We start from the raw sequence: 12,901 nt of genomic DNA, 5'->3' as shown, positions 1-12,901 counted from the left end.
GCGGTCCCCTTCCCGGTGATCGGGCGCATCATGCCCGCCTGACCCGGGAAGACCACGGGTGCGGGTGGCCCTCGAATGGCCCTCTTGGGTCATGTGCCCGTCGGGGCGGGACGCGTAGCCTCGACTTGGGTGTGGGGAACGAACGGAGGTGGACGCGGTGCGCCAGCAGAACCTCGATCTGCGCGTCCACGACCGCGTTGCGTTGGACGAGATCGAACTCTATGCCGAGATGCTCAGTGCGGTGGCGGCGGCGGATCGGCCGCTCACCATCGCGGAAATCGACATGGTGCTCGGGGTGCGTTCCGGCGAGGCCGGTCGTCGCGAGCTGACGCCGCAGGATTAGCCGAGGCCCGATCCGCCCGGGGGCGTCCGCGACGGACGTCCCCGGTCCCGTTTCCGGCGGGCCGGCCGCGCGGGTGCGGGATCCGGAAAAAGCAGGTCAGCCCGCGACATCGTAACCGGCCTCGTCGATCGCCGCGCGCAGCGCCGCGTCGTCCAGACCATTGCCACGGACGGTGACGACCTTGGTGTCCACGTCCACCGCCACCTCGCGCACGCCGGGCACCTGCCGGACCTCCCCGCTGATCGCGTTCACGCAGTGCCCGCAGCTGATCGCCGGGACGCTGTAACGAATCTCACTCACGTTCGTCGTCACTCTCCGTGCGGTCGATGGTTCGGCCCCGAGCCTATGCGCAGCGCCCCGATCGGCGTGACCGCAGGGGTATGTACCTGGTGATCTAGGGCAATCTTGTAGGTGAGAGGATGGCGGACACCGGCCGAAGCTGGGGCAAAGGTTCTTTTTACGGCCGGTAGCGCCTACGATCCTCTGCGGACTGTTCCGGCACTTCAGGAGAACGACGTGCGCTTGCGTCTCACGCCGCGTGAGGACAGCTTCTACGACATGTTCGCCGACTCGGCGAACAACCTGGTCACCGGCGCCAGGCTGCTCGTGGAGCTCATCAGCGACGGCGCCGACCGGGCAGCGATCGCGGAGAAGATGCGCGCCTGCGAGCACGCGGGCGACGAATGCACTCACGCGATCATGCGACGGCTGAACGAAACCTTCATCACCCCGTTCGACCGCGAGGACATCTACCGGCTGGCCTCGACGATCGACGACGTGATGGACGAGATGGAGGAGGCAGCCGACCTCGTCGTCCTCTACAAGATCGACGAGTTTCCGAAGGGCATCGTGCACATGGTGGAGGTGCTGGAGCGGGCCGCCGAGCTCACCGCGGAGGCCATGCCCCGGCTGCGGTCCATGAAGGAGCTCAGCGAGTACTGGATCGAGATCAACCGGCTCGAGAACCAGGGCGACCAGGTGTACCGCAAGCTGCTGGCGCAGCTGTTCGGCGGCGACTACGACACCCTGGACGTGCTGAAGCTCAAGCAGGTCATCGACTGCCTCGAAGAGGCCGCGGACGCGTTCGAGCACGTCGCGAACACGGTCGAGACCATCGCGGTCAAGGAATCATGAGCGCAGGCGAGGACCCGGGCACGACGCTCGTCCGGGACCCCGCGGCGGACGCCGCGCCCACCATCGGCGAGCAGGCGACGCGCCGGGTGAGCGGACGGGCCTGGCTGCTGCTGCTCGCAGGGATCGTCCTGGTGATGATCGCGGGCGCGCTCGGGCTGCGGTCCGACGCGCAGATGGCCGTGCTCGTGCTGGTCATCGTGGTGTCGCTGGTCTTCGACTACACCAACGGCTTCCACGACGCCGCCAACGCCATCGCGACGGCGGTGTCCACGCGGGCGCTGACGCCGCGGGTGGCGCTCGGCATGGCCGCGCTGATGAACATGCTGGGCGCGCTGCTCGGCGTCGAGGTCGCCAAGACCATCAGCGAGGTCATCACCCCGCCGACCGGACTGCACGGCCTCACCGTCATCGCCGCCGGCGTGCTCGGCGCGATCACCTGGAACCTGATCACCTGGTACTTCGGGCTGCCGTCGTCGTCCTCGCACGCGCTGATCGGCGGCGTCGTGGGCGCCGGGCTGGCCTCGTCGTCCTACGTGAACTGGCACAGCGTGGTCGACAAGGTCGTCGTGCCGATGGTGGTGTCGCCGGTCGTCGGGTTCGCCCTCGCCTACCTGGTGATGGTGGCGATCCTGTGGCTCTTCCGGCGGGCGCAGCCGAGCCGGGTGGTGCGCCGGTTCCGCATCGCGCAGACGCTGTCGGCGGCGTCACTCGCCCTCGGCCACGGCCTGCAGGACGCGCAGAAGACGATGGGCGTCATCGTCCTCGCGCTGGTCACCACCGGGCACGCGAGCGGGAACTCGGTGCCGCTGTGGGTGATCGTGTCGTGCGCGGGCGCGCTGTCGCTCGGCACGTACGCGGGCGGCTGGCGGATCATGCGGACGCTCGGCCGCAAGGTGATCGAGGTGGACCCGCCGAAGGGCTTCGCCGCCGAAGCGACCGCATCGATCGTCCTGTACGTCACCGCCTACTTCTGGCACGCTCCAATCTCCACCACGCACACGATCACCTCGGCGATCATGGGCGCGGGCGCCACCAAGCGGCTGTCCGCCGTCCGCTGGGGCATGGCGGGCAACATCGTGATGGCGTGGGTCCTCACCCTCCCCGCCGCCGCGATCGTCGCCGCCGTCGTGTACTGGCTGGTGCACTTCTGGGCGTAGTTGCCCAGGGGGGCGACCCCCTGGAACCCCCCGTCGGGCAGGCCCGCTGCGCTCGCTGCACTCGCTCCGCGGGCCTGCCCGTGCCCCGGCTTAGGTCTGGCCCTCCGTACCTTTCTCAGCCGGGCCTTCCGTTGGGGTGTTCAGCCGGGTTTTTCGCTCGGGGGTTCAGGCGGGTCTCAGTTTCCGGAGATTCGGGTCAGGGTGGGGGGTGCGATCGTGCCCTGGGCGCCTAGGTAGGTGACGAAGCCGTCCAGGTCGATGGGGCCGAGGACCTGGTCCTTGCCCTGGGTGAACGTGGTGAAGCCGTCGCCGCCGCCGAGCAGGAAGTTGTTGGCGGCGACCTTGTAGGTCGCGGCCGGGTCCACGGCGGTGCCGTCGACGGTGATGTTCGAGACGCGGTCACCGACGGGCTTGGAGCGGTCGATGGTGAAGTGCAGGTTCGCCGACGGCTGCAGGATCTTCTCGCCCGCGGACGTCCACTGCTGCTCGAGCAGGGCGTCGAGCTGGGCGCCGGTCAGCGACGTCACGCCGAGCACGTTGCTGAACGGCTGGACGGCGAACGCCTCGCCGTAGGTGACGACGCCGTCGCCCTCGGAGCCGCTCGCCTTGTAGGTGAGGTCGGTCCGGACGCCGCCGGGGTTCATCAGCGCGACCTGCGCGCCCTTGTCCTTCATCGCGGCGAGCTGGGAGTCGGCGATGACGTCGCCGAGCGCGGTCTCGCCGGCGGCGGACGGGGCGCGGGTGAGGTCGGCGGTGATCTTGCCGACGGGCTTGTCGGCGATCACGCTGACCCGGTCCTTCCAGGTCTGCACGAACTTCTGCGTGGCCGGGTCCGGGGCGATGTCGCGGGTGACGACGTGGTTGTCGGCCGTCATCGACGACCGGACGATGTCGTCGGTGCGCTGGTCGACCTTGAAGTCGACCTGGGTGATGACCCGGCCGAACGAGGAGCCGGAGGAGTAGAGCCGCGGCCGGCCGTCGGGGCCCTTCACCGTGCAGATGTACTGCTGGTGGGTGTGGCCGGCGAGGACGACGTCGATGTCGGGGTCGGCCTGCTGGGCGATGCGGGTTCCGGCGCCGGGGACGACGCCGCAGTCGTCGGGCTTCTCGCCGGCGTTGACGTTGTCGCCCTCGTGGACGAGCAGCACCATCGCGTGGACGCCGCGCTTCTTCAGTTCCTTGGCGGCCTTGTTCGCGGCGGCGACCTCGTCGTCGAACCGCAGGCCCTTGATGCCGTCGGCGGTGACGATGGTCGGGGTGGTCTTGGTGACGACGCCGATGAAGCCGACCTTGACGCCGTTGACGCGGCGGATCGTCCAGGGGTCGAGGATCGGCTTGTTCTTCTTCTCCAGCAGCACGTTCGCCGCGAGGTAGTCGAAGTCGGCGCCCTTCCACTTGCCGGCGGGGGAGCACCCGTCGACGGGGTGGCAGCCGCCGTTCTGGATCCGGAGGAGCTCCTCGTAGCCCTCGTCGAACTCGTGGTTGCCGACGGCCGAGGCGGTGAGCCCGATGTCGTTCATGAACTGGATGGACGGCTCGTCGTGGAAGGCCGCCGAGATCAGCGGCGACGCGCCGATCAGGTCGCCCTGCGCGACCGTCAGGGTGTCGCGGTCGCGCAGCTGCTTGAGGTGGGCGGCGATGTAGGCGGCGCCGCCGGCGGGGACGGAGTTCCCGTTCTCGTCGATGGCGGTGCCGGAGCTGCCGGTGGGGGGCTCCAGGTTGCCGTGGAAGTCGTTCAGTGCGAGCAGGCGCACGGACGCCGGGGGCTTGGGGTGCGCGGACGCGGGCGCCGCGGCCAGGCCCAGGGCCGTGACCACCGCTGCCGCGCCGGCCAGGAGGGTGCGTCGTCGGATCATGCGCTGGACGCTAGAGAGGCCGGGCATCCGGCGATCGGCGGAGTGATGACGGTTATGTGACAACTTGACCAGGGTGACCGCCGGTTAGGGTGTGATCATGGACGAGCGGGAAGTGGGCGCGCTGGTGGAAAGGGCCACGGCCGCGGACGGTGTGGCGCCGTTGTCGGAGCACGCGCTGCTCGCGTTGCGCGCCGGGCGGGGCGGCCTGGTGGTCCGCGACGGTGGGGCGGTCGCCGGGTACGCGCATCTCGATGCGGCCGCCGGTGAGCTGGTCGTCCATCCGGAGTTCCGGCGGCGCGGGCATGGGCGCGCGCTGCTGCGGGCGCTGCGCGGGAAGGCGGGCGGGCCGCTGCGCGTGTGGGCGCACGGTGATCTGCCGGCCGCGGCGGGGCTCGCCGAGTCCGAGGGGATGGCCCGTGTGCGCGCGCTGCTCCAGATGCGCCGTCCTGCTGAGGGACCGCTGCCGGAGCCGGTGGTCGCCGAGGGCGTCCGGCTGCGCGCGTTCGAGCCGGGGCGTGACGAGGAGGCGTGGCTGCGGGTGAACGGCCGCGCGTTCGCCGACCATCCCGAGCAGGGCGCCTGGACGATCGAGGACGTCCGGGAGCGCGAGGCGGAGGACTGGTTCGACCCGTCCGGCTTCTTCCTCGCCGAGCGCGGCGGCGAGCTGGTGGGGTTCCACTGGACGAAGAGGCACCCCGGCGGCATCGGCGAGGTGTACGTGGTCGGGGTCGACCCGGACGCGCAGGGCCTCGGCCTGGGCCGCACCCTCACGCTCGCCGGGCTGCACCATCTGCGGGAGACCGGCGCCGGGCAGTTCATGCTCTACGTGGACGAGTCGAACACGGCGGCCGTCCGGCTGTACGAGTCGCTCGGGTTCACCCGGTACGCGGTCGACGTCATGTACGAATAATGTCAATGAATCGTTGACGCGGCCGGGATGTCAAGGAATCCTTGACGTCATGACCCCTCCTGTCCGAGCCCTGATCGGTACCGTCTGCCTTCCGGTGGTCGCTATCCTCTTCGCCCTCCAGGCCGTGTACGACAGCCTCGCGCTCTGGGCGGCCTCCATCGTCGCCGCGTTCGCGGTCTTCGTCGCGGGCGTCGTGACGGCGGCCCGGAGGCCGCGCCCGTCCGAGGACGCCGCCCGCCTCGACGAGCTCGAGCCGCTGCGCGGCCGCGACGAGGACGGCCGGTGACCGCGAGCCTCACCGGTGAGCAGTCGGACGCGATCCGCGAGGCCGTCGCGGAAGCCGTCCTGTCCGCGCACGAGAAGGGCCGCGAGGGCCTCGGCGGCGACCCGGACGCCGCGTTGCTGATGGTCGCCGCGTCGGCCGTCGCGGCGGAGGAGGCGAGCAGGCTGCTGCGCCAGTCGATCACCGGCGCGCGCGCCGCCGGGCACAGCTGGGAGGTCGTCGGGCGGCTGCTCGGCATCAGCCGCCAGGCCGCCCAGCAGCGCTTCGGCGCCGCCGCGGCCGCGGCGAAGGGCGCCGTGCCGGACGACGGTCCCACCCGCAGGGTGCTGCGGCCGCTGCACGCCTTCAACGAGATGGAGGCGCTGGAGAAGGAGGGGCGCCGCGGCTGGCATGCCGTCGACTACGGCTACCTGTTCCACCTGGTCGAGGCCTCGCCGGACAAATGGGAGCACCGGCGGCTGTGGTGGCCGTCGCGACGGCGCCGCCGCGCCCTGGAGGAGCGGGGCTGGGAGCTCATCGTGCCGTCCGATTTCGACTCGCCGTGGGCCTACTACAAGCGCCGCCTGGACGAGCCCGCCGATCCGGACTGACCATCGGCCACGGAGCGTCACGCCGCAGGGACGAATCCGCCATATCGCCTGAAAGGCACCGCTTCCCGGCGGCCCCTCCGGCAAACCCCCATGGCCTTCTCTGTACGGGCTTTTGGCATGTCTGAGCAGCACTGTTAACCCGGCGGCCACGCCAAATCAGGACATTCTTCGCAATAGAGCTCGACCGCGTTCATTCTCCGTTCACCTGGATCGGGGCGTCCGGTCACCTCGCCTGCCTACCGTCGCACTCGACGGCGACCCCACCACCTGGTCACACCGTGCCAGTGCGGCGGTCGGGGGACCCGCCCGACGAATCCAAGAGGAGACCTCCCGGTGAAGAACGGTTCTCGGCTCGCCGCCCTCGGCGGTGTGGTCGTCGCTGGGGCGCTGGCCCTGTCCGCCTGCGGCAGTGACGACAACAACGGCGGCGGCGACGCGACGGGCGGCACCAGCGCCGCGGCCGCCAACATCGACTGCGCGAAGGGCGCGATCAACGCGGCCGGGTCGAGCGCGCAGAAGAACGCGATCGAGGAGTGGACGAAGGTCTACACCAGCAAGTGCTCGGGCGCCAACATCAACTACAACCCGAGCGGCTCGGGCGCGGGCGTCCAGGCGTTCACCTCCGGCCAGGTCGCCTTCGCCGGCTCCGACTCGGCGCTCAAGCCCGAGGAGCACGGCCCCGCCGACGCGCGCTGCAAGGCCGGCAAGGCCATCGACCTGCCGATGGTGCCCGGCCCGATCGCGGTCGTCTACAAGCTCGACGGCGTCGACGGCCTGCAGCTCTCGCCGAAGACCCTGGCGGGCATCTTCGCCGGCAAGATCACCAAGTGGAACGACCCGGCGATCGCCAAGGAGAACAGCGGCGCCAAGCTGCCGTCCTCGGAGATCAAGACGCTGCACCGCTCGGACGACTCCGGCACCAGCGACAACTTCACCAAGTACCTGAAGGCGACCGCGCCCGACGTGTGGTCGTTCGAGCCCGGCAAGAAGTGGGTCGCCCCCGGCGGCCAGGGCCTGAAGGGCTCCGACGGCATCTCCACCGCGCTGAAGCAGACCGAGGGCTCGATCTCCTACGTCGAGCTGTCGTTCGCCAGCAACAACAGCCTGCAGACGGCGAAGCTGCAGAACGGCGCCGGCGAGTACACCGAGATCAGCCCGGAGAGCGCCTCCAAGGCCGTCCAGGGCGCGCAGATCGTCGGCACCGGCAACGACCTCGCCCTGAAGCTGGACTACAACACCAAGGTCGCGGGCGCCTACCCGCTGGTCCTGGTCACCTACGAGATCGCCTGCGAGAAGGGGCTGCCGGCCGAGCAGGCCACGTTCGTCAAGTCCTTCCTGACCTACATCTCCAGCCCCGAGGGCCAGCAGTCGCTGACCGCGCAGGGCTACGCCCCGCTGCCCGACAACATCGCCACCAAGGTGCGCGAGACGGTCAAGGCCCTGTCCTGACCGGCGAGGACTCCGGCATCAGCCACAGCCCCGCCGCCGGCGACCCCGGCGGCGGGGCCGCCGCACGTCTCAGCGGCCCGGACGCGGGCCGCGAGGAGGGAGACACCGTGACGAGCGACACCCCCGCCGCCCTGGCCAAGGCGGCGGAGCGTCCCCGGCCCGCGCTCTCGATGAGCACCGGCCGCGCCGGGGACCGGATCTTCGCCGGGCTGAGCCGCGGCTCCGGCCTGGTGATCCTGGCGATCATGGCGGCGATCGCCGTCTTCCTGGTCTGGAAGGCGATCCCGGCGCTCCAGGACGACAAGGCGAACTTCATCACCTCGCAGGAGTGGAACCCCGACGGCGCCCCCGCGAAGTTCGGCATCGCCCAACTCGTCTTCGGCACCCTGATGACCTCCGTCCTGGCGCTGGTCATCTCGCTGCCCGTGGCGGTCGGCATCGCGCTGTTCATCACCTACTACGCGCCGCGCCGGCTCGCCGGCCCGATGGCCTACCTCGTCGACCTGCTCGCCGCGGTGCCCAGCATCGTCTACGGCCTGTGGGGGCTGAACTTCCTGGTCACGAAGATGACCGGGGTGTCGGAGTTCCTCAACTCCTACTTCGGCTGGATCCCGCTGTTCGGCGGGCACGAGACCGGCGGCCGGACGATCCTGACCGCCGCCATCGTGCTCGCCATCATGATCCTGCCGATCATCTCCGCGATCACCCGCGAGGTGTTCGTGCAGGTCCCGCACGCGCACGTGGAGGCGGCCCTCGCGCTCGGCGCGACCCGCTGGGAGATGATCCGGATGGCGGTGCTGCCGTTCGGCCGGTCCGGGATGGTGTCGGCGGCGATGCTCGGCCTCGGCCGCGCGCTCGGCGAGACGATCGCGGTCGCGATGGTGCTGTCCACCACGTCCGGGATCGACTGGCACATCCTCAAGGACGGCGGCAACACGTTCGCGGCGAACATCGCCAACACCTTCGCCATGTCCGGGCCGACGGGGCGCAGCGCGCTCATCGCGTCCGGCCTCGTGCTGTTCGTCATCACCCTGATCGTCAACGTGGGCGCCCGCGCGGTCGTGGCCCGCCGCAAGGAGTTCTCGTGACCTCGCTCTCCGGTACGAAGTCGTCGACGCTGGCGTCGGTGTCGGCGGGCCGCAAGGCCAAGGACCGCGCCGCGAAGGCGTTCGTCTACGTGGCGTTCCTGCTGGCGGTGATCCCGCTGGTGTCGGTGCTGTGGACGGTGATCTCCAACGGCGCCAAGCGGTTCGACGGCGTGTTCCTCACCCACTCCATGAACGGGCTGGCCAGCAAGGACGCCGGCGGTGGCGCCTACCACGCCATCATCGGCACGCTGGAGCAGGTCGGGCTGACCACGCTGATCTCCGTCCCGTTGGGCGTGCTCACCGCGGTCTACCTGGTGGAGTACGCCAGGAACGGGCGGCTCGGCCGCACCATCAGCTTCTTCGTCGACGTCATGACCGGCATCCCGTCGATCGTGTCGGGCCTGTTCGTGCTCGCGTTCTGGCTGCTCGCGCTCGGCATGGACTTCTCCGGCTTCGCGGGCGCGCTGTCGCTGACGATCCTGATGCTGCCGACCGTCGTCCGCGCCACCGAGGAGATGCTGAAGCTCGTCCCCGGCGACCTCAAGGAGGCCGCGTACGCGCTGGGCGTGCCGCGCTGGCGCACGATCATGTTCGTGGTGCTGCCGACGGCGCTGCCCGGGATCGTGTCCGGCGTCATGCTCGCCGTCGCGCGGGTGATGGGCGAGACCGCCCCGCTGCTGCTGACGATCTTCATCACGAAGGCGATCAACACCGACCCGTTCAGCGGCGCGCAGGGCTCGCTGCCCACCTTCATCTGGGACCAGTCCACCGACCCCAACACCAACGCGGTGGACCGCGCCTGGGCGGGCGCGCTGGTGCTGATCCTGCTCATCATGCTGCTCAACCTGGCGGCCCGCCTGGTCGCGTGGCTGCGCAGGCCGTCCTCCCGTTAGCCCGATAGGAGAGAACCCCACAATGGCCAAGCGGATCGAAGTCTCCGGGCTGCACGCCTACTACGGCGGCACCCACGCCATCGAGGACATCTCGATGACGATCGAGCCGCGCTCGGTGACGGCGTTCATCGGCCCGTCGGGCTGCGGCAAGTCCACGTTCCTGCGCACCCTGAACCGGATGCACGAGGTGATCCCGGGGGCGCGCGTCGAGGGCAAGGTGATGCTGGACGACGAGGACCTGTACGCCTCGTCGGTCGACCCCGTCGCGGTCCGCCGCGTCGTCGGCATGGTGTTCCAGCGGCCCAACCCGTTCCCGACCATGTCGATCTACGACAACGTCGCGGCCGGGCTGAAGCTGAACGGGGTGCGCGGCAAGCGCCGGCTCGACGAGATCGTCGAAGAGTCGCTGCGCGGCGCGAACCTGTGGAACGAGGTCAAGGACCGGCTCGGCAAGCCCGGCGCGGGCCTGTCCGGCGGCCAGCAGCAGCGGCTCTGCATCGCCCGCGCGATCGCCGTGCAGCCGCAGGTGCTGCTGATGGACGAGCCGTGCTCGGCGCTCGACCCGATCTCCACGCTCGCGATCGAGGACCTGATCGGCAAGCTGAAGAGCCAGTACACGATCGTCATCGTCACGCACAACATGCAGCAGGCCGCCCGGGTCAGCGACCGGACCGCGTTCTTCAACATCGCCGGCACCGGCAAGCCCGGCAAGCTCATCGAGATCGACGACACCAGCAAGATCTTCACCAACCCCGAGCAGAAGGGCACGGAGGATTACATCACCGGCCGCTTCGGCTAACCTGCCGCGGTGGACGATGATCGTGGGCTCCCCTGGGCGCGGCTGCTGGGCGGCTCCCTGTGCGCGGTGCTCGCGGTCTCGCTCGCGGCATGCTCCGGGGACGGTCACCGCGGCGGGACGGCGGTGCAGGCCGACCGCGCCCACTGCGGGCGGGGCTGGAGCGACCCGCACGCCGGGACGCAGACGCTGCTGGTCCACAACGCCGACAGCGCCGCCGCCGAGGTCGACCTGATCGACCCGTCCACCGGGGCGATCTACGCCGAGCTGGAGGGCGTCGGGCCGGGGACGACCCGGGCGATGCGGGTGACGCTCGGCGGCGGGACGTACGCGTTCTGGTGCTTCCCGGAGGGCGGGCGCCCCGTCACGGGGCCGAAGGTGACGGTGAGCGGCCCGGCGGGCGGCCCGGCGGTGCGTCCCGTCACGCAGAACGACCTGTTCCCGGCATTGCGGTCCTATCGCGCGTACGTGACCAAGGGGCTCGGCGTCCTGCGCGACCGGGTGGACGAGCTGCGCGACGCCGTCCGCTCCGGCGACCTGGACGCGGCGCGCGCGAAGTGGCTGCCCGCGCACCTCGCCTACGAGCGGCTCGGCGCCGCCTACGGCACGTTCGGCGACTACGCCGACAAGATCGACGGACGGCCGGCGGGGCTGCCGGAGGGCGTGCGCGACCCCGGCTTCACCGGGTTCCGGCGCGTCGAGCACGGGCTGTGGCACGGGGAGTCCGCGGCGTCGCTGCGAGAACCGGCCGACCGGCTCGCCGCCGACGTCCGCGCGCTGATCGCCGACTTCCCGCGCGAGCAGATCGACCCGTCCGACCTCGGGCTGCGGGCGCACGAGATCCTGGAGAACACCATCCAGTTCGAGCTGACCGGCAAGGGCGACCAGGGCAGCGGGACGGCCCTCGCGACCGCGTCGGCCAACCTCGAGGGGACCCGCGCGGTGCTCGACCCGATGCGTCCCGTGCTCAAGCCGCGAATGGACCTGACCGGCGTCGACACCTGGCTCGACCGCACGGCGAAGCTGCTGGAGGCGCAGCACCGGCACGGCCGGTGGACGCCGCTGGACGAGCTGGGCACCACCGACCGCGAGCGCATCAACGGCGCCGTCGGCGCGCTGGTGGAGCGGCTCGCGTCGGTCGCGACGGTCGCCGCGGTGCGGAGGACGTCGTGACCGGGCCAGGCCGCCGCTCGTTCCTGCGCGGCGCGCTGGCGGCCGGCGTCGCCGGGGCGGTCACGACCGGGAGCGCCGCCGCCGCGAAGGACCCGACGAGCCCGTCCCCGAAGCCGCCGCCGTTCCACGGCGTCCACCAGGCCGGCATCCTCGAGGAGCCGCAGGCCCGCTCGGTCGTCGCCGCGTTCGACGTGATCGCCGAGGGCAAGGCCGAACTCACCGACCTGCTGCGTGCGCTGACCGACCGGGCGCGCGTCCTGACCGGCGGCGGAGTCCCCGCCGAACCGGGCATCAGCGCGCCGCCGCCCGACTCCGGCATCCTCGGCCCCGACGCCCCCGCCGGCGGCCTCACCGTCACCGCCGGCGTCGGCGCGTCCCTGTTCGACGACCGGTTCGGCCTCGCCGCCAAGCGCCCGAAGCGGCTCACGGCGATGCGGACGTTCCCGGGCGACGACCTCGACCCGGCCTGGTGCCACGGCGACCTCGTCCTCACCCTCGGCGCCGCCGACGAGGACACCGTCCTGCACGCGCTCCGCGACATCTGCCGCCACACCCGCGGCGGCATGCAGATCCGCTGGCGGATCAGCGGATTCTCCAACCGGCCCCGGCCGTCCGGCACGCCCCGCAACCTGATGGGCTTCAAGGACGGCATCGCCAACCCCGACATCACCGACGCCGCCGCCATGAACCGGCTCGTCTGGGCCGCACGCGACGAGCCCGCCTGGACGTCCGGCGGAACGTACCAGGTCATCCGGCTGATCCGGATGCTGGTCGAGTTCTGGGACCGGGTCGGCCTCCCCGAGCAGGAGCAGATGTTCGGCCGCAGCCGCGACACCGGCGCGCCGCTCGACGGCCTCCACGAGACCGACGAGCCCCGCTACGCCGCCGACCCCATCGGCAAGGTCATCCCGCTGACCAGCCACATCCGCCGCGCCAACCCCCGCGTCCCGGACACCGAGGGCAGCCGCATCCTGCGCCGCTCCAGCAACTACGACCGCGGCGTCGACGGCGCCGGGAACCTCGACATGGGCCTGGTCTTCGGCTGCTTCCAGCAGGACCCGCACCGCCAGTTCGAGGCCGTCCAGGAGCGCCTCGCCGACGAACCCCTCACCGACTACATATCACCGTTTGGCGGCGGTTACTTCTTCGTTCTTCCCGGCGTCAGAGATCGGGTAGATCATCTCGGCCGGGGCATGATCGAGTAGGAGCGACGCGCCTGCAGGCCCCGC

Annotated in this window: 14 protein-coding genes; 12 read left to right on the top strand and 2 right to left on the bottom strand. The window is 70.9% G+C overall.

The genetic code is table 11. The annotated features are described in order from the left end of the window. The first annotated feature begins 157 nt into the window (after positions 1-157). A complete protein-coding gene (locus tag F8568_RS29980) occupies positions 158-343 on the top strand; it encodes a hypothetical protein (RefSeq protein WP_151597056.1) in 186 nt (61 codons plus the stop codon). Positions 344-439: 96 nt separating this feature from the next. Here the strand turns inward: F8568_RS29980 and F8568_RS48755 are convergent, their stop codons facing one another. After that, positions 440-643, bottom strand: a complete 204-nt coding sequence (locus F8568_RS48755; RefSeq protein ID WP_328601085.1) for a heavy-metal-associated domain-containing protein — start codon at positions 641-643, stop codon at positions 440-442. 216 nt (positions 644-859) lie between these two features. Between F8568_RS48755 and F8568_RS29970 the strand changes: the two genes are divergently transcribed. Together F8568_RS29970 and F8568_RS29965 are read left to right on the top strand one after the other, a co-directional pair. Beyond that, positions 860-1,477, top strand: coding sequence for a DUF47 domain-containing protein (locus tag F8568_RS29970; protein ID WP_151597054.1), 618 nt, complete (start codon positions 860-862; stop codon positions 1,475-1,477). After that, complete coding sequence (locus F8568_RS29965) at positions 1,474-2,634, top strand: inorganic phosphate transporter (RefSeq protein WP_328601084.1); 1,161 nt, start codon at positions 1,474-1,476, stop codon at positions 2,632-2,634. Before F8568_RS29970 ends, F8568_RS29965 begins: the two co-directional genes overlap by 4 nt. Before the next feature lie 176 nt (positions 2,635-2,810). Here F8568_RS29965 and F8568_RS29960 read toward each other — a convergent pair whose 3' ends face one another. Next, the gene (locus tag F8568_RS29960; RefSeq protein ID WP_151597053.1) at positions 2,811-4,490 is read right to left on the bottom strand and encodes a bifunctional metallophosphatase/5'-nucleotidase; all 1,680 of its coding nucleotides are present in this window, start codon (positions 4,488-4,490) and stop codon (positions 2,811-2,813) included. A 97-nt stretch (positions 4,491-4,587) separates the two neighbouring features. Between F8568_RS29960 and mshD the strand changes: the two genes are divergently transcribed. The 9 genes from mshD (at position 4,588) to efeB (ending at position 12,877) form a co-directional block, all read left to right on the top strand. Further along, positions 4,588-5,400 carry a mycothiol synthase gene (gene mshD / locus F8568_RS29955; protein ID WP_151597052.1) on the top strand — a complete coding sequence of 271 codons (813 nt, stop codon included), beginning with the start codon at positions 4,588-4,590 and terminating at the stop codon, positions 5,398-5,400. A gap of 94 nt (positions 5,401-5,494) precedes the next feature. Further along, positions 5,495-5,686, top strand: a complete 192-nt coding sequence (locus F8568_RS29950) for a hypothetical protein (protein ID WP_151597051.1) — start codon at positions 5,495-5,497, stop codon at positions 5,684-5,686. After that, complete coding sequence (locus F8568_RS29945; protein ID WP_151597050.1) at positions 5,683-6,273, top strand: hypothetical protein; 591 nt, start codon at positions 5,683-5,685, stop codon at positions 6,271-6,273. Before F8568_RS29950 ends, F8568_RS29945 begins: the two co-directional genes overlap by 4 nt. Before the next feature lie 333 nt (positions 6,274-6,606). Further along, complete coding sequence (pstS, locus tag F8568_RS29940) at positions 6,607-7,722, top strand: phosphate ABC transporter substrate-binding protein PstS (RefSeq protein WP_151597049.1); 1,116 nt, start codon at positions 6,607-6,609, stop codon at positions 7,720-7,722. 170 nt (positions 7,723-7,892) lie between these two features. Then, positions 7,893-8,810, top strand: coding sequence for a phosphate ABC transporter permease subunit PstC (gene pstC, locus F8568_RS29935; RefSeq protein ID WP_151597127.1), 918 nt, complete (start codon positions 7,893-7,895; stop codon positions 8,808-8,810). Beyond that, positions 8,807-9,703, top strand: coding sequence for a phosphate ABC transporter permease PstA (pstA, locus tag F8568_RS29930; protein WP_151597048.1), 897 nt, complete (start codon positions 8,807-8,809; stop codon positions 9,701-9,703). Before pstC ends, pstA begins: the two co-directional genes overlap by 4 nt. A 22-nt stretch (positions 9,704-9,725) precedes the next feature. After that, positions 9,726-10,502, top strand: a complete 777-nt coding sequence (gene pstB / locus F8568_RS29925) for a phosphate ABC transporter ATP-binding protein PstB (protein WP_151539321.1) — start codon at positions 9,726-9,728, stop codon at positions 10,500-10,502. Positions 10,503-10,511: 9 nt separating this feature from the next. Continuing rightward, entirely contained in the window at positions 10,512-11,672 is a 1,161-nt protein-coding gene (locus F8568_RS29920) for an EfeM/EfeO family lipoprotein (protein WP_151597047.1), read from the top strand. After that, positions 11,669-12,877, top strand: a complete 1,209-nt coding sequence (gene efeB, locus F8568_RS29915) for an iron uptake transporter deferrochelatase/peroxidase subunit (protein ID WP_151597046.1) — start codon at positions 11,669-11,671, stop codon at positions 12,875-12,877. Before F8568_RS29920 ends, efeB begins: the two co-directional genes overlap by 4 nt. Positions 12,878-12,901 lie beyond the last annotated feature (24 nt).

This window comes from Actinomadura physcomitrii (assembly GCF_008923205.2).
Lineage (GTDB): Bacteria > Actinomycetota > Actinomycetes > Streptosporangiales > Streptosporangiaceae > Spirillospora > Spirillospora physcomitrii.
Note: the sequence above shows the minus strand (reverse complement) of the source record. Positions and strands in the feature narration are given on the sequence as shown.

Bases quoted from the DNA above. Each gene is read 5' to 3' on its own strand.
- F8568_RS29965 (WP_328601084.1), top strand. From the start codon at position 1,474: ATGAGCGCAGGCGAGGACCCGGGCACGACGCTCGTCCGGGACCCCGCG.
- F8568_RS29960 (WP_151597053.1), bottom strand. From the start codon at position 4,490: ATGATCCGACGACGCACCCTCCTGGCCGGCGCGGCAGCGGTGGTCACG.
- mshD (WP_151597052.1), top strand. From the start codon at position 4,588: ATGGACGAGCGGGAAGTGGGCGCGCTGGTGGAAAGGGCCACGGCCGCG.
- pstC (WP_151597127.1), top strand. From the start codon at position 7,893: ATGAGCACCGGCCGCGCCGGGGACCGGATCTTCGCCGGGCTGAGCCGC.
- pstB (WP_151539321.1), top strand. From the start codon at position 9,726: ATGGCCAAGCGGATCGAAGTCTCCGGGCTGCACGCCTACTACGGCGGC.